Origin of the sequence: Rhodoferax sp. (genome assembly GCF_014859475.1) — a bacterium.
In the GTDB taxonomy this organism is placed as follows: Bacteria; Pseudomonadota; Gammaproteobacteria; order Burkholderiales; family Burkholderiaceae_C; genus Rhodoferax.
Window position 1 is genome coordinate 1 of the sequence record NZ_JACUUE010000037.1, and the last position, 20,457, is coordinate 20,457.

Annotated in this window: 23 protein-coding genes and 1 tRNA gene; 11 read left to right on the top strand and 13 right to left on the bottom strand. The window is 59.7% G+C overall.

Annotated features, from left to right (window positions below; translation table 11 throughout):
- Positions 1-55: 55 nt before the first annotated feature.
- The 5 genes from IBX54_RS05575 to IBX54_RS05595 form a co-directional block, all read right to left on the bottom strand.
- A tRNA-Ser gene (locus tag IBX54_RS05575) sits at positions 56-145 on the bottom strand.
- 138 nt (positions 146-283) lie between these two features.
- Positions 284-1,474 (bottom strand): branched-chain amino acid ABC transporter substrate-binding protein, encoded by a 1,191-nt coding sequence (locus IBX54_RS05580; RefSeq protein WP_296541674.1) that lies wholly within the window; start codon positions 1,472-1,474, stop codon positions 284-286.
- Positions 1,475-1,580: 106 nt separating this feature from the next.
- The gene (locus IBX54_RS05585) at positions 1,581-1,907 is read right to left on the bottom strand and encodes a hypothetical protein (RefSeq protein WP_296541675.1); all 327 of its coding nucleotides are present in this window, start codon (positions 1,905-1,907) and stop codon (positions 1,581-1,583) included.
- The gene (locus tag IBX54_RS05590) at positions 1,904-2,338 is read right to left on the bottom strand and encodes a DNA polymerase III subunit chi (RefSeq protein ID WP_296541676.1); all 435 of its coding nucleotides are present in this window, start codon (positions 2,336-2,338) and stop codon (positions 1,904-1,906) included. The genes IBX54_RS05585 and IBX54_RS05590 overlap by 4 nt, the downstream gene beginning before the upstream one ends.
- A gap of 5 nt (positions 2,339-2,343) precedes the next feature.
- The gene (locus IBX54_RS05595) at positions 2,344-3,792 is read right to left on the bottom strand and encodes a leucyl aminopeptidase (RefSeq protein ID WP_296541677.1); all 1,449 of its coding nucleotides are present in this window, start codon (positions 3,790-3,792) and stop codon (positions 2,344-2,346) included.
- 24 nt (positions 3,793-3,816) lie between these two features.
- On the opposite strand from IBX54_RS05595, the gene lptF reads away from it, so the two are divergent.
- From lptF to IBX54_RS05620, 5 genes are all read left to right on the top strand, one after another.
- A complete protein-coding gene (gene lptF, locus IBX54_RS05600; RefSeq protein ID WP_296541678.1) occupies positions 3,817-4,929 on the top strand; it encodes an LPS export ABC transporter permease LptF in 1,113 nt (370 codons plus the stop codon).
- A complete protein-coding gene (gene lptG, locus IBX54_RS05605; protein WP_296541679.1) occupies positions 4,926-6,032 on the top strand; it encodes an LPS export ABC transporter permease LptG in 1,107 nt (368 codons plus the stop codon). The genes lptF and lptG overlap by 4 nt, the downstream gene beginning before the upstream one ends.
- Positions 6,033-6,080: 48 nt before the next feature.
- Positions 6,081-6,449 carry a CbiX/SirB N-terminal domain-containing protein gene (locus IBX54_RS05610; RefSeq protein ID WP_296541680.1) on the top strand — a complete coding sequence of 123 codons (369 nt, stop codon included), beginning with the start codon at positions 6,081-6,083 and terminating at the stop codon, positions 6,447-6,449.
- A 14-nt stretch (positions 6,450-6,463) separates the two neighbouring features.
- Positions 6,464-7,417 (top strand): CysB family HTH-type transcriptional regulator, encoded by a 954-nt coding sequence (locus tag IBX54_RS05615; RefSeq protein ID WP_296541681.1) that lies wholly within the window; start codon positions 6,464-6,466, stop codon positions 7,415-7,417.
- Between the two features lie 120 nt (positions 7,418-7,537).
- Positions 7,538-8,683, top strand: a complete 1,146-nt coding sequence (locus tag IBX54_RS05620) for a pyridoxal phosphate-dependent aminotransferase (protein ID WP_296541682.1) — start codon at positions 7,538-7,540, stop codon at positions 8,681-8,683.
- A gap of 22 nt (positions 8,684-8,705) precedes the next feature.
- Here the strand turns inward: IBX54_RS05620 and mnmC are convergent, their stop codons facing one another.
- Both mnmC and IBX54_RS05630 read right to left on the bottom strand, forming a co-directional pair.
- Positions 8,706-10,550 (bottom strand): FAD-dependent 5-carboxymethylaminomethyl-2-thiouridine(34) oxidoreductase MnmC, encoded by a 1,845-nt coding sequence (mnmC, locus tag IBX54_RS05625; protein ID WP_296541683.1) that lies wholly within the window; start codon positions 10,548-10,550, stop codon positions 8,706-8,708.
- A 9-nt stretch (positions 10,551-10,559) separates the two neighbouring features.
- The gene (locus IBX54_RS05630; RefSeq protein WP_296541684.1) at positions 10,560-10,832 is read right to left on the bottom strand and encodes an oxidative damage protection protein; all 273 of its coding nucleotides are present in this window, start codon (positions 10,830-10,832) and stop codon (positions 10,560-10,562) included.
- 83 nt (positions 10,833-10,915) lie between these two features.
- Between IBX54_RS05630 and IBX54_RS05635 the strand changes: the two genes are divergently transcribed.
- The gene (locus IBX54_RS05635; protein WP_296161316.1) at positions 10,916-11,146 is read left to right on the top strand and encodes a hypothetical protein; all 231 of its coding nucleotides are present in this window, start codon (positions 10,916-10,918) and stop codon (positions 11,144-11,146) included.
- A 14-nt stretch (positions 11,147-11,160) separates the two neighbouring features.
- Positions 11,161-11,667, top strand: coding sequence for a disulfide bond formation protein B (locus tag IBX54_RS05640; protein ID WP_296541685.1), 507 nt, complete (start codon positions 11,161-11,163; stop codon positions 11,665-11,667).
- Positions 11,668-12,057: 390 nt separating this feature from the next.
- On the opposite strand, the gene IBX54_RS05645 is transcribed toward IBX54_RS05640, so the two are convergent.
- The 3 genes from IBX54_RS05645 to IBX54_RS05655 all read right to left on the bottom strand — a co-directional run bounded on the left by IBX54_RS05645 (position 12,058) and on the right by IBX54_RS05655 (position 13,413).
- Entirely contained in the window at positions 12,058-12,264 is a 207-nt protein-coding gene (locus IBX54_RS05645; protein ID WP_296541686.1) for a zf-HC2 domain-containing protein, read from the bottom strand.
- Positions 12,261-12,890: an RNA polymerase factor sigma-70 gene (locus tag IBX54_RS05650; protein ID WP_296541687.1), complete on the bottom strand. Its 630-nt coding sequence runs from the start codon at positions 12,888-12,890 to the stop codon at positions 12,261-12,263. The genes IBX54_RS05645 and IBX54_RS05650 overlap by 4 nt, the downstream gene beginning before the upstream one ends.
- Positions 12,891-13,188: 298 nt before the next feature.
- Positions 13,189-13,413: a hypothetical protein gene (locus tag IBX54_RS05655; protein ID WP_296541688.1), complete on the bottom strand. Its 225-nt coding sequence runs from the start codon at positions 13,411-13,413 to the stop codon at positions 13,189-13,191.
- Positions 13,414-13,431: 18 nt separating this feature from the next.
- Here IBX54_RS05655 and IBX54_RS05660 point away from each other — a divergent pair, with 18 nt between their 5' ends.
- From IBX54_RS05660 to IBX54_RS05670, 3 genes are all read left to right on the top strand, one after another.
- Entirely contained in the window at positions 13,432-13,680 is a 249-nt protein-coding gene (locus IBX54_RS05660; protein WP_296541689.1) for a hypothetical protein, read from the top strand.
- Between the two features lie 12 nt (positions 13,681-13,692).
- Positions 13,693-14,139, top strand: a complete 447-nt coding sequence (locus tag IBX54_RS05665; RefSeq protein WP_296541690.1) for a hypothetical protein — start codon at positions 13,693-13,695, stop codon at positions 14,137-14,139.
- 78 nt (positions 14,140-14,217) lie between these two features.
- On the top strand, positions 14,218-14,760 hold the full coding sequence (locus IBX54_RS05670; RefSeq protein ID WP_296541691.1) for a cytochrome c biogenesis protein CcdA: 543 nt from the start codon (positions 14,218-14,220) through the stop codon (positions 14,758-14,760).
- Here IBX54_RS05670 and IBX54_RS05675 read toward each other — a convergent pair.
- Positions 14,755-17,487 carry an EAL domain-containing protein gene (locus IBX54_RS05675; RefSeq protein ID WP_296541692.1) on the bottom strand — a complete coding sequence of 911 codons (2,733 nt, stop codon included), beginning with the start codon at positions 17,485-17,487 and terminating at the stop codon, positions 14,755-14,757. The two genes, IBX54_RS05670 and IBX54_RS05675, sit on opposite strands and share 6 nt — an antisense overlap.
- A gap of 10 nt (positions 17,488-17,497) precedes the next feature.
- Between IBX54_RS05675 and IBX54_RS05680 the strand changes: the two genes are divergently transcribed.
- Positions 17,498-17,740, top strand: a complete 243-nt coding sequence (locus IBX54_RS05680) for a hypothetical protein (RefSeq protein ID WP_296541693.1) — start codon at positions 17,498-17,500, stop codon at positions 17,738-17,740.
- Here IBX54_RS05680 and IBX54_RS05685 read toward each other — a convergent pair.
- Positions 17,709-19,757, bottom strand: a complete 2,049-nt coding sequence (locus IBX54_RS05685) for a transglycosylase domain-containing protein (RefSeq protein ID WP_296541694.1) — start codon at positions 19,755-19,757, stop codon at positions 17,709-17,711. The genes IBX54_RS05680 and IBX54_RS05685 overlap by 32 nt on opposite strands.
- 123 nt (positions 19,758-19,880) lie before the next feature.
- Positions 19,881-20,457: molybdopterin-binding protein (locus IBX54_RS05690; RefSeq protein WP_296541695.1), on the bottom strand; the 577-nt coding region annotated here is incomplete at its 5' end.

The window sequence follows — 20,457 nt, forward strand, 5'->3', positions numbered from 1 at the left end:
AGACGAAAAAAATCCCTTGTAACTCATTGATTTACAAGGGATTTTCTAAACTATCTGGCGGAGCAGGGGGGATTCGAACCCCCGGGGGATTTTACTCCCCGCACGCTTTCCAGGCGTGTGACTTAAACCACTCATCCACCGCTCCAGAGTTGGGCATTCTACCTGCCAGAGCCGCTGCTTTCATTTCACGCAGGGCATCAGCCATAAAAAAAGGAAGCAAACCGGCTGGCTTGCTTCCTTGGCAGACTGACACCCAAAGGCGCCAGTGCGGCTTGAGTTTGGCTTAGCGGATCACAGCCAGGGTGGTCAACTGACCGCCGCGAACGGTCTTGAGGGTCAAGGCACCGTTTTTGATGTCGCCACGCTCGTCAAAAGAGACCGGACCAGACACGCCCTTGAATTCGGACGTGGCAGCCAGCACGGGCAAATATTTGGCAGGATCGGCTGAGTCGGCCTTGACCATGGCAGCCACCATGACGTTCACTGCGTCATAGACGTAGGGGGCGTAGAGCTTCACGTCGGTGTTGAACTTGGCCTGGTACTTGACCTTGAACTCGTCCATGCCTACCTTGGCTTCGCCATCGACACCGCCGGCTTCAGCGCAGTAGACCTGGTCGTCAGCAATGGCGTCGCCACCGAGCTTGACCAGTTCGGTCGTGCAGATGCCGTCGCCACCCATGAATTTGGGTTTCATGGCCAGGCCTTTCATTTGTTTCATCATTGGGCCAGCCACCGCGTCCATGCCACCAAAGAACACTACGTCGGGCTTCTTGGCCTTGATGGTGGTCAGGATGGATGTGAAATCGGTTGCCTTGTCGGTGGTGAATTCCTTGGCAACGACCGTGCCGCCAGCGGCTTCAACTGCCTTGGCGAACTCTTCGGCTACGCCCTGGCCGTAAGCGGTGCGGTCGTCGATCACGGCAATCGATTTTCCATTGAGGGTGTCAACTGCGTATCTGCCCAGCGTGCCGCCCAGTTGGGTGTCGTCAGCCACCATGCGGAAAGTGGTTTGGTAACCCTGACGGGTGTATTTGGGGTTGGTGGCTGATGGCGAGATTTGGGGAATACCCGCATCGCTGTAGATCTTGGAGGCGGGAATGGTGGTGCCCGAGTTCAGGTGGCCGACCACGCCAACAACCTTGGCATCAACCAGTTTTTGCGCAACAGCAGTACCTTGCTTGGGATCAGCGGCATCGTCTTCGGCCAACAGCTCGAAGGTCACCTTTTGGCCACCCAGTATGACGCCAGCAGCATTGAGTTCGTCAATGGCCATGCGGGCGCCGTTTTCGTTGTCTTTGCCCAGGTGGGCGATAGCGCCGCTGGTAGGCCCAACGTGGCCAATCTTGATCACATTGGCAACAGGCTCTGGCGCGGGTGCCGGTGCAGCAGGTGCCGGTGCTGCTTCTTCTTTTTTGCCACAAGCTACCAGCAAGGTGGCGGCAGCGATCAGGGTCAAGGTACTTTTAATGCGCATAAAAACTCCATGTTGAAAAAATTGCAGAAATAAATTCTAGCCGTGCACGATAGCTTACTTTCAGGGCTTGCACCATAGGGAAGTTACTCATTTGGTGCATATATTTTCAGTTGTTGTCCGAGTCCAAATGGGGTTGGCTTCTGTTTTGGGGTGTTAAAGCGTCACTGACTGCTTGTCGTACCAGCAAAGCAATATCATCTTGCACCCGGATGTTGATTTCCTGCAATTGTTGCGCCAGCGTGGCGCGCAGCCATTGTTCGGAATGCTGTTGCAGCTTCACCACGACCAGCGGTTGAACCTGCTGCCAGACTGCGGCAATCAGGGCTTCAATATTGATGCCGGGAGGGGGTTCTATTGGTGTGAAAGTGTTGGCCTCAATTTTTTCGGTGAGCGTGGGCACAAAGCGGGGCGGCTGTCGGGGTGGTGTGTTCATGAGGTCGATTTGGCTTGCGTGTTGTGGCTGCTCAAATGGCATCCCGAAGCGGCGTATTGTTTCCATCGGCTGCGGGCCTGGCGCTTGTCGTCATCGTTTTCACTGACGATTTCAAGGATGCGCGCAAACTGCTCAAAACCAGTGGGAACCGTGGCGTTCAGGTTCAACAAGATGGCTTGTGCGGCATTTTCAGGAGCGGTCTGCGTTAGCACGATGGGGCTGTTGTCCAACACCTGCGCGGGTGCGTCGTCGAAACAATGGGGCACAAATTCGGTGCTCGAAAACCTCCAGAGTTGCAGGTCGAGTTGCGCCAGTGTTGGTGCATCGGCGGTCACCAGCACCTGCGCTGCGCTGGCCGCGGCCTTGCGCAGCAAACGACAGGCGTACAGCAGGCTGTCAGGCGTGTGGGTGTGAAATTCGACGTCAGGCACGGGATTCAGGCGGCGCCGCCTTGAAAGGACAAGACATAGTGCAGCAAGAGGCCCACCGGGCGGCCCGTGGCGCCTTTGGCTTTGCCGCTTTTCCAACCGGAGCCAGCAATGTCCAAGTGCCCCCAGGGATATTTGCCGGTGAAGCGCTGCAAGAATTTGGCGGCGGTGATGGCGCCACCGGGGCGTCCGGCGACGTTGGCGACGTCGGCAAAGCTGGTTTTCAGGCCCTCGGCGTAGTCATCATCGAGCGGCATCGGCCAGCACAGGTCTTGCGACGACTCGCTGGCTTTGGCGATTGCCGCCATCATGGCCTCGTCGGTCGAGAAAAAGCCGCTGCGCACGCCGCCCAGCGCAATCACGCAGGCACCGGTGAGCGTGGCAATGTCGAGCACCGCCCGTGGTTTGAAGCGCTCGGCGTAGGTCAGGACGTCACACAGCACCAACCGGCCCTCGGCGTCGGTGTTGAGGATTTCGATGGTCTGTCCGCTCATGCTGGTGACCACGTCACCAGGCTTCACCGCGCGGCTGCCTGGCAGGTTTTCGCAAGAGGGAATCAAACCGACGACATTGATGGCAGGTTGCAGTTCGGCCAGCGCCCTGAACACGCCCAGCACGCTGGCGGCGCCGCACATGTCGTATTTCATTTCGTCCAGCTCGGCAGAGGGCTTGATGGAAATGCCACCGCTGTCAAAGGTGATGCCTTTGCCCACCAGCACCACCGGCGGCTGATTTTTGCCGACACCTTTGTAGTGCAGTTCGATGAATTTGAGGGGTTCGGCAGAACCCTTGGCCACCGCCAAAAAGGCGCCCATGCCCAGTTTTTCGACTTCCTTGTGGTTGTGCACCTCGCACTTGATGCGGGGCGATTTGGCCAAGGCTTGTGCCGCACGCGCCAAATGACTGGGTGTGGCGTGGTTGGCCGGGCGATTGGCCCATTCCTTGGCCAATTCGATGCCGTGCACGGCGGCCACGGTCTGGGCGAACGGGGCGGCCAGGCAGGCGCTGTCGGGCACGCCGACCTTGACATGCGCGATGCTGCGCGCCTCGGCCTTGCTCAAGGTGGTGGCATAAACGTAACTGGCTTCGGCCAGCGTGGTCAGGGCCACATGGAGCGTCTGGCTATCGGGTGTCTCGGCAAAGCACAGCGTGATTTGTTTGGGTTTGGCTGGCTTGATCAGGGCAATGGCTGCCTGCACGCCTTTGCCGATGTCGCTGGCCTTGGCTTCACCCACATGAACCAGGACCAGGCGTGCGCAAGCCAGTCCGGCGGGGCGGTAAATGTCGAGCAGGCTGGCAGATTTGTTGGCCAGATCACCCGCCTTGAGCGCCTTGTCAATCTGGCTGGCCAGCGGATTTTTGCCAGGTTTGAAGCCCGCTGGCAGCAGCACCAAGAAAACATCACATTTTTCGTGGCCAGCCGTTGCCAGGTCCAAAGTCAGCAGTTCAAAGTTCATAATTCAGCCTTTCATATTGACGCCATGTTATTCCATTCATCCCTACGCAAAGAGTTGTCGCGCAGTTTTGGCGCAACCCTGATCGTGCTGGTCACGGTGGTCATGACCATGACCCTGATCCGCACCCTGGGCTTGGCATCGCGCGGCACTTTCAATCCTTCAGACGTGATGTTGGTGATGGGCTATATTGTGCTGGCCTACATGCCCACGCTGCTGACGCTGGGCCTGTTCATTGCCATCATTGCTACCCTGTCGCGCATGTACCGCGACAGCGAAATGGTGATCTGGTTGTCCAGTGGCCAGGGGCTGTTTGCCCTGGTTCGGCCCTTGCTGCACTTTGCCTGGCCGGTGTTTGCGGTGGTCGCCGGTTTGGCTTTGGTGATATTGCCCTGGACCAATTTGCGTATTGAAGAGCTTAAAACCCAATACCAGCAGCGTGGTGATCTGGAGCGCGTCGAGCCCGGCCGGTTTCAGGAGTCTGCTGACGGCACGCGGGTGTTTTTTATTGACAAGGATGTGGCAGGGGCGCAAGGCGGCACCAATGTCTTTGTGGTCACCACCGAAGAGGGCAAGGAAACCGTGACTTCGGCGCGCAGCGGGCGCATCGAAACGCTGCCGACTGGCCGGTTTTTGCTGCTCGACAATGGCCAGCGGTTGGAGCGCGCCACGGGTTCCTCCGAGATCAAGGTCAGTAATTTTGAGCAATATGGCGTCCAAATTGGCCAGGATGCCCTCGAAGCCATCAATTTTGTGCCGGTAAATACCCGCACCACCGCCGCACTGCTTGACGACCTTTCGCCGCTGCATTGGGCAGAATTGTCGTGGCGGCTGGGTCTGATTCTGATCTCGTTCAACTTTGTGATCATTGCAGTTTCGGTGTCCAGCGTGAATCCGCGCGTGGGTCGCAGCACGAATCTGGTGTTTGCCTTGTTCACCTTCGTCTTTTATTACAACCTGCTCGGACTCGGGCAAAATATGGTCGCCACCGGCAAGTTCAGCTTTATCCAATTGATGCTGGGCCTGCACGGCGGTGTTTTTGTTCTGGCCATCCTGATGCTTGCCAAAATACACCTCAACCTGCAATGGCGCGAGGTGTTTGGGCTGTCGCGCTGGCGCCGCAAGGTGCTTGCCTCATGAAAACCATTCGCCGACTGATCTATGGTGAAGTGCTCTCGGCGGTGGCTTATGTCACGCTGGGGTTTTTGTCGCTGTTTTTCTTTTTTGACCTGGTTGAGGAAATCCAGACGGTGGGGCGGTACGCAGCCACAGGGTATAGCCTGGCGCACGCGCTCGTCTTTGTAGCGCTGCTCATTCCAAGTCACTTGTATGAGCTCGCCCCGATTGCCGTGTTGATTGGCACTATTTTTGTCATGGCGCGTCTGGCCCAAAGCTCTGAATTCACCATTTTGCGCACCAGCGGGCTCGGTCCGTGGCGTGCGCTCAGGTCGCTGTTGATCTTGGGGGTGGGTTTTGTCGTTCTGACCTTTGCACTGGGCGATTACCTGTCGCCGGTGGCCGACCGAGCCGCGCAGCTGCTCAAGGCACGCTACACCGGGCGTATTACGGTGGGTCAGACAGGTGCCTGGCTCAAGGAAAAACAGGACTACGGCCAATATGCCGTCAATGTGGGGCAACTGGCATCCGACGGGGTATTGCACGACATTCGTGTTTTCGAGTTTGACAACCGCGGCTATTTGCAGTCAATCATGCAAGCCAATTCTGCCGAGATTTCGGACGATGAAGCCTGGCAGTTGCAGCAGGTCAAGCGCACCGAGTTTCCGGCCGAAGGGGCCTCGATAGCCAGGATTGATCATCTGCAATGGGACACCTTGCGCTGGCCCAATCACCTCAGTGCAGAAATGGTGTCGGCTGCCCTGCTCAAGCCCGAGCGCATGCGAACCCTTGACTTGTTTCAGTACGTCCAGCATTTGCAAAGCAACGCCCAGGATGCCCAGCGCTATGAAATTCAATTCTGGCGCAAGGTTTTTTACCCGTTGAGCTGCTTGGTCATGGTGGTGCTGGCCTTGCCGTTTGCCTATTTGCATTTCCGCGCCGGCAGCATTACCACCTATGTGTTTGGCGGCGTTCTGGCGGGCATCAGCTTCTTTTTGCTCAACAACGTCTTTGGCTACATCGGCACACTGCAAAATTGGCAACCCTGGTTGGCTGCCGCCTTGCCGGGCCTGATTTATTCGGTGCTGTCGCTGTCGGCTTTTGGCTGGCTGGTGCTCAGGCGATGAGGCGCAGCCGTTATTTGGGTCAACCCTGTTTTTGAAAGACAAGCTTTTATGCAAGCAACCATTCTTTTTGGCCACGGCTCGCGGGACCCGGTCTGGCGCGTACCCATGGACACGGTGGCGCAGCGCATGCTCGCGATTGACCCTGCGTGTTGCGTGCGCTGCGCATTTCTTGAAATAACAACGCCCGACTTGGCCAGCACCACCGCAGAATTGGTAGAGACTGGCGTTCGCCACATCACCATCGTGCCCATGTTTCTGGGGGTTGGCCGCCATGCCCGCGAAGACCTGCCGGTGCTGGTCAAAGACCTCGAGCGCGACTACCCCGAGGTGATGTTCTTGCTGCGGCCTTCGGTGGGTGAAGACGCACGGGTGCTTGAGTTGCTGGCACAGATTTCCTTGCCCGCCGCCACTGTCTGAAGCCTGGCCGCGCCATGAACCTGCATCAATTCCGTTTTGTCCAGGAGGCCGTGCGACGCAACCTCAATTTGACCGAGACCGCCCGGGCGCTTCACACCTCCCAGCCGGGGGTCTCCAAAGCCATCATCGAGCTCGAAGAAGAACTGGGCATCGAGATTTTTGCGCGCCATGGCAAACGCCTGAAGCGCGTAACCGAGCCCGGCCAGCAGGTGCTCAAGAGCATCGAGCTGATCATGCGCGAAGTCACCAACCTCAAGCGCATTGGTGATGAATTCAGTGCGCAGGACAGCGGCACCCTGTCGATTGCCACCACCCACACCCAGGCGCGCTACGTGCTGCCCGAACCGGTGGCCAAACTGCGTCTGGCCTACCCCAAGGTCAATGTCAGCCTGCACCAGGGCTCACCCGACCAGGTGGCCCACATGCTGATTGACGAAGTGGCAGAGATCGGCATCGCCACCGAGTCGCTCGATGGCTACGACGAACTGGTGACCCTGCCGTGCTACGAATGGCAGCACGTGCTGGTGCTGCCCGCCGGCCATCCGCTGTGCACCAAGGCGCACCTGACACTTGAAGACATCGCCCACGAGCCGCTCATCACTTACCACCCGTCTTACACCGGTCGCACCAAGATCGACCACGCCTTTGCCACGCGCAAGTTAGAGCCACGCATTGCGCTCGAAGCCATTGATTCTGATGTGATCAAGACCTACGTCAAGCTAGGTCTTGGCGTGGGCATTGCCGCTGAAATGTCGGTGCGTGATGTGGTCGAAGGCGCGGCCAACCCAGAACTGGTGATCCGGCCCGCCGGCCAGTTGTTTGGCCAGAATGTGGCGCGTGTCGCCTTCAAACGCGGCGCCTACCTGCGCAATTTTGTCTATCAATTTGCCGAGTTCCTGAGCTCCCGGCTCGACCGAACCCTGGTGGCCCGCGCCATGACCGGCCATGTGAATGACTATGAGTTGTAAAGCTTTGCGGGACAGTCCGCAGTTACACGAAGTGAACCAGCTCTGTCCCAACATATCAGAACCTTGCGGGACAGACCAAGATTTGCGAAGCAAATTTGCTCTGTCCTCAACTGATTAAAAATGATGATCCTCCAAAGCAAACTCCCCAATGTCGGCACCACCATCTTCACCGTCATGTCGGCCCTGGCGGTAGAAAAAAATGCGGTTAACCTGGGCCAGGGTTTTCCGGACTTTGACTGCGACCCCAGGCTGGTGGAGGCCGTCACCCGCGCCATGCAGCAGGGTAAAAACCAGTACCCGCCAATGCCCGGTGTGCCGGTGCTGCGCGAGGCGGTGGCGGCCAAAATTGCCGCGCTCTACCAGCACCACTGCAGTGCCGCCACCGAGATCACCATCACCGCCGGGGCCACGCAGGCCATCCTCACCATCATTCTGGCCGTCGTGCACTCCGGTGACGAAGTCATTGTGCTGGAGCCCTGCTACGACAGCTATGTGCCCAACATCGAACTCGCCGGTGGCGTGCCGGTGCGCGTGCCCCTGACGCCCGGCACCTTTCGCCCCGACTTTGCAAAAATTGCCGCCGCCCTCACGCCAAAAACGCGGGCCATCATCGTCAATTCGCCGCACAACCCCAGCGGCACGGTCTGGAGCGCGGCTGAAATGCGCCAGCTGGAAGCCCTGCTGGCACACACCAATGTGCTGCTGATCAGCGACGAGGTCTATGAGCACATGGTGTTTGATGGCCAGAAGCACCAGAGCGCGGCCATGTTCCCAGGTTTGGCCGAGCGCGCCTTTGTGGTGTCGAGCTTTGGCAAAACCTACCATGTGACCGGCTGGAAGGTGGGCTACGTGGCGGCCCCGGCGGCGCTCACCCAGGAGTTTCGCAAGGTGCACCAGTTCAACGTGTTCACCGTCAACACCCCGGTGCAGTTCGGCCTGGCCGAGTACATGGCGCACCAGGACGCCTACCTCAAGCTGCCGGAGTTTTACCAGGAAAAACGCGACTTTTTCCGCGACGGACTGAAAGACAGTAAGTTCAGGCTGTTGCCCTGTGAAGGCACCTATTTTCAATGTGTGGACACCTCCGGCATCAACGACCTGAAGGAGGCCGATTTCTGCCAATGGCTCACTGCCGAGATCGGCGTGGCGGCCATTCCGCTGTCGGCTTTCTATGGCGCGGGCTTTGACCAGCAGGTAGTGCGTTTTTGCTTTGCCAAGACAACGGCCACGCTGCAACTGGCGCTGGACAAATTGCAGCGGCTGTGAGCCGGTCAGTCTGGCCGCGCTGTTATTGCTTTAAGAGTCCTTGGCTGCGCAACGCATCGAGGCTGCGCGCCAGGCCAATTTCCAGTGGCCAGGGTTCTGCACCCCAGCGGGCGGCCAGCAGTTCGGCGCACAGCACCGAAAAACTCAAACCCCGTGAACCCATGCCGGCGCACAGCCACAAACCAGGCTGCTCTCCGGTTTCCAATGGACCCACGGCGGGCAGCCGGTCGGCAGTCACGCAGCGGGTGTTCTTCCAATGCTTGAGCGTGCCGGATTCAAACGCGGTTTGCAGCTGACTTGCCAGTTCAGGTAGCAAGGCTTGCAGGTGCTGCAGATTGCCGAGGTGATTGTCCTGATCACTGCGTTCGGCTTCACTGGCGCTCTGGTACGACGAACCCATGAACCAGGCCAAACTTCCATCCATGGGCACATGAGGCACCATCGCCCCCGAACCGTTGACCGGGTGGGGCGGGAAGCCATCGGGCTCGGGTTCGGTATGCGTGGCCCAGCTCAGCAAGCCGCGCAACCCCTGCAGCGCGGGCACTCGGGTCAAACTGGCAGCGCGTTCAGGTTCGTCCTGCTGCAAACGCGTCATCAAGGCGGCAGCGCCACAGGCATTGGCCAGCACCACGCGCTCGGCGCCGCACAGCACTTGTCCCTGCGCGTCCAGCATTTCCCACGCGCCTGCCCGTTGATGCAGCCGGGCCACAGCTGCTTTGCCAGTGAACGTGACGCCGGTTTGCCTGAGCCAGGCGCGCACCAATTGCGCAGGTTTGAGCCAGGCGCCGTGCGGGTGCCAGACGTCTTGCATGGTGTCGATGCCTTTGGCCCAATCGGCCTCCTGCGCCGCTGCGGGTGCCAGGCTTGACCATGCCTGAGCGGCATCGCGCCAGTGGGGCGGCAAGGTGGGACTGCCGTCAATGTGCCGTTCCAGCACGCCGCCGGGTGCCCAGTCTTGGTCAGCAACCAGCAGGCTGCGCGCTTGTTGCAACATCAGGCGCACGCCACTGCGTGACAGCCGTGACAGCGCACAGTCGTCCGCCGAGACATGCGGCACGACCAGACCGACCGGAAGGCCGGAAGCACCCGACGCTGGGGCATGCGCCTGATCCAGCACGGTCACATGCCAGCCGCGCCGCGCCAGCGCTGCCGCCACGCTGGCCCCGGCCAGGCCGGCGCCAATAACGGCACAGGTGCCAACGGGCAAGGCGTCTGCAATGGCGTTGGGCCGGGTATTTTTGAGTTCCCAGCGTGGGTTGAAGCGGGCTTCGATCAGTGCCGGGGCGGTGTTCGAGCTTGGCGCGGCAGGGGCCTCAATTTCGAAGCCGCATTGCGTCAAATGGCCGCGCAAATTCGACGGGGCGAGCGGGTTTGGCGCTTTGGCAACCAGGCGGGTGCCACGGCGGCAGCAGCGCGTCAGCGCCTTGAAGGTCCAAATGCCATCTGCATCATCCACTGGCATGGCCAAGGCCACCGCATCGGCTTCGAAGCGTTGCTGGCGCAGCAGGCTCAAGGTCTCACCCACGCACAGGGTCAGCACCACATGGCCCTGATCCAGTAAAAAACGGTGGAAACCCGGCAAGAGACCGAAGCATTGGCTGGCAAGCTCCCGTGCCAATGGCGCCAGCGCCGGGTCTTGGCCGGCCCGGCTCAGCACATCCTGGCGGCTGACCGGATTCTGGCAAAACGCCACATAGTGCAGCAGGCGCGGGCGCTGCGGGTCCAGACGCCATGCCTGCCAGCTTGTGAGAAAGCGTTCGCCCTGCTCAAACTGCGTGTCGAGTATGCGCCAGCAGGCCAGCCCTTGCCATGCCTTGGTGGGGTCATTGTCCAGGGTTGGCTGCGGCTCTCCCGGGTTAACCGCCATCGCGCGGGCTTATTCCCTGGGCGGCACGTAGCCTTGGGCGGCATCGGCTCCCGCACCAAAAAAGTGGTTTTCCATTTGCCTTGCCAAGTACTGGCGCGCGCGCGCATCGGCCAGATTCAGGCGGTTTTCATTGACCAGCATGGTCTGGTGCTTGAGCCAGTCGGACCAGGCCTGCTTGCTGACACTCTGCCAAATGCGCTTGCCCAGTTCCCCCGGATAAGGTGGAAAGTCGAGTCCCTCAGCTTCCATGCCGAGTTTGATGCAGTTCACAGTGCGCGCCATAATAATCTTTCAAAGATGGTGTCAAAGCTTGCAACTGTAGCAAGGTTTTTCACAAAGCGCGCACCTGCGTTAAAATCCGCCCTATGTCAAAAGCAGATACCAAAACCAAAATCGTGGCCGATGGCCTGCGTTACAAATCCAAGGTGTCAGGTTCACCTTTCACCGCCGCTACCTCGTTTGGTGCGGCTACCATGTCGTGCTTCCTTTGCGGCAAGCACCGTGCCCGATCCCAGATGGTCTCCAAGAAAATCCTGGGCAAATCCCAGGCGGTGTGTTCTCCATCGTGCAAAGCACTTGACGAAGCGTCCAAGTAAAGCGTGTTGAAAGTATGGCGAACGCATTGCTGGTGATTCTCGACAACGCGCCTCGGCGCGTTTTTGCATTTTTAAGCGTGACCTGCGTCGCCATGCTGGCCTTTGGCATGTATTTGCAGCACAGCCAGGGGCTGGAGCCCTGCCCGATGTGCATCGTGCAGCGTTATGCGCTTTTCTCAGTGGCCATCATTGCCGGTTTGCTCAATGCAAGCGGCAGCAAGCGTGTCTATTTTTGGGGCTCTTTATTGTTGTTGCTGGCTGCGGGATTTGGCGCTTTTGTGGCGGCCCGGCAAAGCTGGCTGCAGTGGTACCCGCCCGAGGTGGCCACCTGCGGCCGGGATTTTTACGGCATGATCGAAAACTTTCCGCTCCAGCGCGCCATTCCCATGATATTCAAGGGCAGTGGTGATTGTTCAGCCGTTGACTGGACGTTTCTGGGCGGGTCCATTGCCAACTGGGCGTTTGTCGTCTTCAGCCTGGTGATCTTGTTGGCCAGTTTGATGATCTGGCGCAAAAGTTAAATAGTTGGGGTCGGAGCACGTCGCTGCGCGAGTGGTCTGACCCGCAAAGTTTCAAGTTGGGGCAGGGTGTCAAACGATTCGTGGCTTTTGCGCAGACCTTGAACAGAGGCGTCGTCACTGCGAGCCCGCCGTATCGGCCCCGCTACCGCACACGGACCTTGAACCGTCATCGCGAAGCGCGGCGATCCATGACTTCCGGGGTCATGGATTGCGTCACTTCGTTCGCAATGACGGTTGACCTTCAAAAGTTCAAATTACCCGCCGGATACCAGACATCGGTGTCGGTAGGCAAAGTGTGAGGTGTTTGGCCACGATTCCAAACAAAGGAATACCAAGACTTGACATGATTCCTGATACCCGAAGTTTAAAGTGGCAGCCGCGCCGCATTGCCTATTTCTTGTCTTCTGCGTCCCGCGCCTCGTCAAATCCTTTGGCGTAGGCTTTCATGGCCTTGCTGAGAAACGGCACCTGCAGGCTGAAGTTCTTGCAGCCGGAGCACATCATCACGTGCATTTTCAGCGACAGTTTTTCGGTCATCGACAGCGGCCGCTCCTGTGACTCCGAGATCAGCCGGGTGGCTTGCTGGCAGTTCATCATGCGTGTTCTCCTTGTCCGAACCAATGGTTTTCCAGGCACTCGCGCAGGCGCAGGCGCGAGCGGTGCAGCATCACGTTGAGGTTGGTGGTGGTGATGCCGACCCTGCTGCAAATTTCATTGCTATCGAGTTCCACAAATTCCTTCATCATGAACACCCTGGCCTGCTTGCCGGGCAGGCCTTCAAGGCAAATCTCGAACACTTTCCAGAACTGGCTCTGGTGCAGTGAGGCTTGCGGGTTGCCCCAGCTGGCTGGTTTTTCGTCTTCCTGCCAGACGCCTTTTTTGTTGAAAAGCTCGGAAAAATCTTCACCTTCCTCGTCTTCGCGCAGCAAGCTGCTGGCATCGACCATGCGCTGCTTTTGGCGCAGCGTGTCGGCAATCTTGTTTTTCAGGATGGCAAATACCCAGGTTTTCAGGGCAGCGCGCCCGGCGAATGATTTGGCATTTTTCAGCGCGCCCATCAGGGCCTCTTGCACGGCGTCCTCTGCGGCATGGCTGTTGGAGAGCTGCAGCGTGGCAAACCTGACCATCTGCTTGCGCAAGTCATCGAGAAAAGCAGTGTCGGACAGGATGGATGTGTCGGGTGCACCCGGATCGGGATCGTCTTTGGGCGTGGCTGTCATCATGTGGTGCCTCGGGTTGTCATTTTGTTGTGAACTCCGCCATGGTAAGTGCCTGATCATATTTGCAACTGCGTTCTTGGGCGAGTCAGAAACTGACGGATGAAGCGGCGAACGATATTTCGCCCGGGTTGAAACGGGTAGGGCGACAAGGCAAATGCTGGTGGACATGGTGTTGACGGGGCGCGGTGGGTTGCGGTATCTGTCGTGGTGCCAGCGCCATTCATTACAGGCTGCGCAACGCTTTGCCAATTTTTTTGGCTGGCTGTAAGAAATTCGCGGCATGCACCGACAACAGTCGCTGTTACGCAATTTTGCAAGTAACTTTTTCCTCAACCTTCAGGAGCGTCACCATGAATTCAATGTCTTCCACTCTTGCAAAAGCCTTGGCCATGGCAGTTGTCACCACGGCGGCTCTTGGCGGCTGCGCCATGATGTGCAGCGCCTGCAAGGGCAGCAAGTGCGGTGCCGGTAGCAGCATGCAGAAATGTGGCGCCTGCAAGGCCAAATGCGGGGCTTGTGCGGCCAAGTAATCAAAGGCTTGCGCATGACGGCATCACGGCGTCTGCAGCGTTATTGGCGCGATGCCGGTGCCGCCGAGGTCAGCCGCGTGCTGCATGAGGCGCGCGCCAGTGTTGCGGCCTTTGCCGAGGCGACCTCAGCGCATGGGTCGCTGATTCAAAGCTGGGTTGCGGGCAGCCCTGTGATCCAGTTTGAGCACTACCCGCCCAATGATCTGGTCGATGTGCGCCGGGGCTCCCAGTTTTACTACCATTCGCACCGTGACGGTGACTAGGAGCATGGTCATTTGCACCTGTTCTGGCATGCAACCGCAACTGGGCGACGGCGCTATTTTCTTGCGGGAAAGCCAAGGTGGCAGCGCACCGCACCGACCCATTTGTTTGCCATTTCTCTTGACGCCCGCGGCCTGCCGGTGGCGTTATTCAGCGTGAATCAGTGGGTGATCGACGGGCACTGGTTTGATGCGCGCACCACGCTGGCCTGCGTTGATCGATTTGCAATGGCGGATGTGCCGGGGCATGAGGCATCGTGCCGCTGGCTCAGCGGATTCGTGCGACTGTATCGTCCGTTGATTGCAGAGCTGTTGATCCGACGCGACCAGCGCATGGCGCGCCGCCCGGACCAGGGGCCTGCCTTGCAGGACCGGCGGCTTGAACTGCTGAGCCAACTGCCGATCGACTGGATCGCCGACATGGATGCGCTGGAGGCGGAATCGGTAAGGCGTGGTTGGTAGCCGCGTTGTTTTGCCAAGCCAAAAAACCTGACTTTGAAATTGAAGGACCTTCATGAAAATTGCAAAAATCATTCCGGCATGCTGCTGGGCGCCCTGAGCCCGTCGCTGGGCATTGACGGCGACACCGTGCGCACTGCGGGTGCAGCCATGTTGATTGCGTTTGCGCTGGTCATGCTGATGCCGGCTTTGGGCGAACGCTTTACCCAGTGGATGCTGCCCATTGCCAGCGGCGCCAACGCAGCCTCGGCCCGGCTCGACAGTGGCTCGCTGCTGCTCGGTGCTGTGTTGGGGCTGGTCTGGAGCCCTTGCTCGGGGCCGTTGCTGGGTTCGGCATTGACGCTGGTTGCGAGCGAAGGCGGCGTGGCGCGTGGTGGTTTGGTGCTTGGAATTTTTGGCTTCGGCGCGGCCATGCCGCTGGTGCTGGTGGCCTATGCGTCGCGCAGCGGCTTTCTGCGGGTGCGCGATTGGGTGTTGGCGCGCATGGAGAGCGTGCGCCGTGGCTTTGCCTTGCTGCTGGGCGCCATGGGGGTGGCGATTCTGACCGGTGGCGACAAATGGCTGGAGGCCCAGGTCCTGCAATGGCTGCCAGACGCTTGGGTCAACCTGACCGTGGCACTATGAGGCGGTTGACGACGGCTTGTCGTGCTGCTGCCAATACTGCTCAAAGGCATCGGCTGGCAGGGGTCGGCTGAAGAAATAACCCTGCACCTCGTCGCAGCCCTGCAGCCGCAGAAAATTCAGCTGGCTGAGCGTTTCCACGCCTTCGGCGATGGTTTTCAGTTCCAGGCTTGCGGCCAGGTTGATGATGGCCGTGACGATGGCCTTGTCGTCGGGGTCGATACTGATGTCGCTGACAAAAGACTGGTCGATCTTGAGTTTGGAAACCTTGAATTTTTTCAGGTAGCTCAGGCTGGAATAACCGGTGCCGAAGTCGTCGATCGACAAGTGTATGCCGCGCTCGTGCAGGCGGTCCATGATGGCAATGGCCGTTGCGGGGTTGTCCATGGCGGTGGCTTCGGTAAGCTCGAGCTCCAGGGCGCCGTGGGGCACCCCGGCCTCATCCAGAATGCGCGTGACCATTTCAAGCAGATTGGGATGACGAAACTGCACGGCTGACAGGTTGACGGCCATGATCAGCGGTGGCAAACCGTTTTGCATCCATTGCTTGAGCTGCGCCACGGCGGTGCGCAGCACCCACTCGCCGATCTCCAGAATCTGGCCGCTTTCTTCTGCCAGCGGGATGAATTCAGCGGGTGAGATGGTGCCCAGCTCCGGCTGGTGCCAGCGCAACAGAGCTTCGGCACCGATCACGCGGTCGCCCTCAAGAGCCACCTGGGGCTGGTACACCAGGCTCAGTTCATGGCGCTCCATGGCATGGCGCAGGGCGTTGATCAGCTGCAGACTGCGCGCGGAATTGGCCTGCATTTCCTGTGTGAAGAAACAAAAGTCATTGCGCGCCGCACGCTTGACGCGGTACATCGCGGTATCGGCATTTTTGGACAAGGTTTCAAAATCCGCGCCGTCCTGGGGGTACATGGCGATGCCGATCGAGACGGTGTTGATCAGCTCAAATTGTTCAATTTGGCAACTTTGGGCCACGTTGGCGATCAGCTTCAGCGCCACCTGACGGGCACCTTCCTGGTTGGTGTCTGACAGCAGCAAAATGAACTCATCGCCACCGAGCCGTGACAAAGTGTCTTCTTCGCGCAGCGTGGCCTTGAGGCGTCTTGCGACTTCAATCAGCAGTTGGTCGCCAATGCTGTGCCCCAGTGTGTCGTTGATGTTCTTGAAATGGTCAAGGTCCAGAAACATGAGCGCCATGGCACCGCCACCGCGCTGGGCCAGTTGGAGCGCGAACTTGAAACGGTCTTGCAGTTGAGCCCGGTTGGGCAAGCCGGTGAGCTGGTCAAACAGGGCTAATCGCTCAATTTGCGCATCGGCGCGTTTTTTTTCGGACACGTCGCGCGTGATGCTCAAAATGCAGTCCACGTCCTTGAAGCGGACAATTTCGGCGGACATCAGGCCATGGCAGATGCTGCCGTCCTTGCGCACAAAATCGGCCTCCAGATTGTTGCAACGCCCATCGCGCCGCAAGCTTTCAACCAGTTTTTTTCGGTCGGCCGGGTCATGCCAGACGTCGAGCTCAAGCGCGGTTTTGCCCACCACCTCATCGGCAGTCCAGCCCGTGAGGCGCTCGAAACCCTGGTTCACGTCCAGGTAAAGACCGTCGGCTATTCGCGTGATGTTGATGGCGTCCGGGCTGGTCTTGAACGCCTTGCGGTAGCGCTCCTCACTGTCGCGCAGGGCCTTGAGTGTGGTGATGCGTTGCGCCTCATCGACAAAACGGTCGAGCGCAAAACTGATGTCAATCGCCATTTCCAGCAGCAGCTGTTGCGAGGCATCGTCGAAGGCATTTTTTTCGTTGGAATAAACCGTCAGGAGACCAATGGTTTTGCCCTTGCGATGCAGGGGAACAGCGGCAGACGCACCCCAGCCGAACTGCGCTCCTTGCTGGTGCCAGGGTCGGGTGGCTGGGTCGTTCTGGAAATCCTGGCACCAAAAGGCCCTGTCTTCGTGCAGGGCGATGCCGGAGGGCCCCTGCCCCTGGGGCGAAGCAGGGTCGGCCGACAGGGCGATGTTGGCCAGGTAGTCGGTGCCCGTACCGTGGCAGGCCACGGGTTTGATGAGCTGATCAGCCGGGTCGAGAATGCCGATCCAGACCATTTTCATGCCGCCGAAGTTGACCGCGTCGCGACACAGGAGTGGGAACAGCTCGGTTTCGTTGTTGCAGTGCATGATGGCCTGGTTGCATAGGCTCAGCGCCGCATACAACCGCGACAGCCGCTCGACTTTGTGCGTGGCCTGGTTGCGTTCGGTGACATCGCGCGACAGCACGATGAAGGTGGGCACGCTGCCCGGGCTGGTTGCCTTGCGTGCCACCGAGAGTTCAAACCAATGCGGGCCATCGGGCAGGTCCAGTGCGATCTGCTTGCCCTGTGAATAGCCGCATTGCTGCGCTTCCTGCAGTGCGCTCAGGCCGATGGACGCAGCGTCTTCCGGCAACATCTCGGCCAGCGTCTTGCCAATGAAATCCGACGGGTCAGCGGCCAGCAGTTCGGTGCGGGGTGAATGGTAGTCAAGGTAGCGGCCATTCAAATCCATTTCAAACATGAGGTCGGGCAGCGCATCCAGCGCGGCCAGCAGGTGCTGGTTGAGCGTGTCGACCTTGCGGGTCTGCTCGCCCAGGTCGCGTTGAAGCGTGCGGATGCGCCGGCTGTTGAGAACGGCTTGTACGATCAACAGGATTACCAAGGCGGCAACTAACAGGCCTTGTATCAGCATGTTCATGTCACTTTCCATGAACAGCTCCGTCGTTGCGCAAATGGCCGTCATGACGCAATTGCCCGTCATTGCGAACGCAGTGATGCAATCCATGACCCCGGAAGTCATGGATCGCCACGCTTCGCTCGCGATGACGACTGTCTTTCATCGTTTGAAGTGGTTGCATTGCCATGACTGGTCGAGTGTAGGTCAATCAATTCACCCTGTTCGGGAGATTTCTGGTGGTTTCAATTATGCAGTTGCTGCAGTTGCTGCATGATTCTGCTCATGACATTGTTGACGATGTCTCTCAAAGGGTCGGAGGGCCGCTGCGGCTCAGGCGGAGGTGGCGGCCGCGGGCGCGGGATGTCGAATTCGACGTCGGGGTCGAGCCAGTGCTGGCGAAATGCCTGCTGAAACACCTCGCCCACCATCGGCAGCGCGCTGCGCGCGCCCTGGCCCCAAGAGCCCATGGTGACGCTGTTGTCGTTAAAGCCGACCCGGGCGCCCGCCACCAGCTGGCGGTTCATCATGATGAACCAGCCGTCGGTGTTGTCCTGTGTGGTGCCGGTCTTGCCGGCCACGTCGGCCTGGATGCCGTAGCGATAACGAATGGCAGCGCCGGTGCCCTCGTCGATCACGCCGCGCATCACGTTGACCAGCGTCAAGGCTTGCGCGCGCGGCATGGCGGGTTCGCTCTGTGTGACGGGTGCGAACTGTTCCAGCAGTTTGCCGTTGCGGTCTTCCACGCGCAGCAACAAAAAGGGCTGCCGGTAGTCGCCGCCATTGGCAATGGTGCCGTAGGCCGCGACCATCTCGATCAGCGTGACCGGGCTGGTGCCCAGCGCAAGCGAGGGCACCAGGTCGAACTTGCTCTGGCGCACGCCCATGGCCCGCGCCAATTCACCGACGCGCGCTGCGCCCACTTGCTGCATCAGCTGGGCGGTGATGGTGTTTTTGGAGTAAGTCAGCCCGTCGCGCAGGCTGGTGGGCAGGAAGCTGGGCGGCGTGGCATCGCTGGGGGTCCAGACAGGGCTGCCGGGCATCGCGATCGATACCGGTTGGTCAATGAAGGTGTCGGTGGGTTTGAAACCCTGCATGAACGCCGCGCCATAAACAAAGGGCTTGAAGGTGGAGCCGGGCTGGCGCCGCGCCTGGCTCACATGGTCGAACTGCTCCTGGGCAAAATCGCGGCTGCCAACCCAGGCGCGCACAGCGCCATTGCGCGGGTCCAGCGCCAGAAAGCCGGCTTGCAGCACGGCGGCTGGCTGGCCGGCCTTGCGGCGCCGGTTTGCGAGTTTCTGTAGCTGAGCGAGTTGCTTGGCGACTGCCTGGTTGGCCGTTTTCTGCAGATTGGCGTCGAGTGTGAGGTAAACGCGCAGACCGTCGGATTGAAGGTCAAAGTCGCGCTGGTCGGCCCAGTCGATGAGCCATTTGCGCAGGTGTTGGGCCACATGCGGTGCCAGTCCGGGCGGCTCGACCTGCCGCGCAAAATCAAGCTTGAGCGGGCGTTTGGATAGCGCATCGAGCCGGGCCGGGTCCAGCGTGCCGTCTTTGGCCATTTGCGCCAGCACCAGGTTGCGCCGCTGTAGCGAGCGCGCGGGGTTCTGCACCGGGTTGTAGTAGCTGGTGCCCTTGAGCATGCCGATCAGCGTGGCGCTTTGTAGCACGTCGAGCTGGCTGGCCGAGGTGTCGAAATAGGTGCGTGCCGCCATCTCGATGCCAAAGGCGTTGTAGAGAAATGGCACGGTATTGAGGTAGGTTTCCAGAATCTCGTTCTTGGAATACACCGCCTCGATCTTGAGCGCCGTAATGGCTTCCTTGAGCTTGCGCGTGAGGGTTGCGGCGCGGCCGATTTCTTCGGGGTAGAGGTTGCGCGCGAGCTGCTGGGTGATGGTCGAGCCGCCCTGCAGGTCGCCGCCCAGGGTGCTGAGCACGGCCCCTGCAATGCGCCTGAAGTCGATGCCGTGGTGCTGGAAAAAGCGGCGGTCCTCGGTGGCGATCAGGGCGTTCACCACATGCGGCGCTATATTGTCGAGCGCAAGCCATTCGCGGTTGAGGCGCTTGTACTCGGCCAGCACCGTGCCGTCCAGCGCCAGCAACCGGGTGGGCGTTTCAGATTTGGCGCGGCGCAGGTCGCCAATGCCGGGTGTGAACGGAATCAGCAGCAGCACGTAAAGCAGCAACAGGGCGGGCAACAGCAAAGCCGAGCGCAGCGGATAGCGCCTGATGGCCACCGTGGCGCGCTGAAACTGCTGGGTGATGAAGGTGCTTGCGCGCCGGAGGCCTGCTGTCATGCGCGGGAGTTTAAGGCCCGCACGGCCGCTTCACCCGCGCTGGTTACACCTCCATACAAATTGGTGTCAGCGAGAAAATTAAACCCGGCGGGTCGTGGGTGGCAAGGCGGGAGGCGTTGCGGCTCAAACCGCGCCGTCAAACATCATCACGCTGACCTCATCACCCACGGCGACGTTGCCCTGCGCGTGGGCCAGCACGATCAGACCGTTGGCGCGCACCATGGAGCTGAGCACGCCTGAACCCTGGTTGCCGGTGATGGCCACTTGCAGCGTGCCGTCTGGCGCCGTGCTGACAATGCCGCGCTGGTATTCGGTGCGGCCCGGTTTCTTGCGGATAGGTGCGGTGCTTTTGGCGCTCAGCAAGGGGGGCACGCCCTGCGTGCTGCCCATCATGCGCAACAGTGCAGGGCGGACAAAGGCCAAAAAAGTCACCATCACGGCAACCGGGTTGCCGGGCAGGCCAAAAAGAATCGTTGGATTTTGGCCAGTGGGGTGTTCGTCACTGCGAGCGTAGCGCGGCAGTCCAGCTAGTCCGGAGTCATGGATTGCTTCACTTCGTTCGCAATGACTTTTGAGAATGCGGCCGACGGCCATGGGCCGCCCGGGACGCATGGCAATCTTCCAGAACGCCACATCGCCGAGTTGCTTCATCATGGCCTTGGTGTAGTCGGCTTCTCCCACACTCACGCCGCCGCTGGTG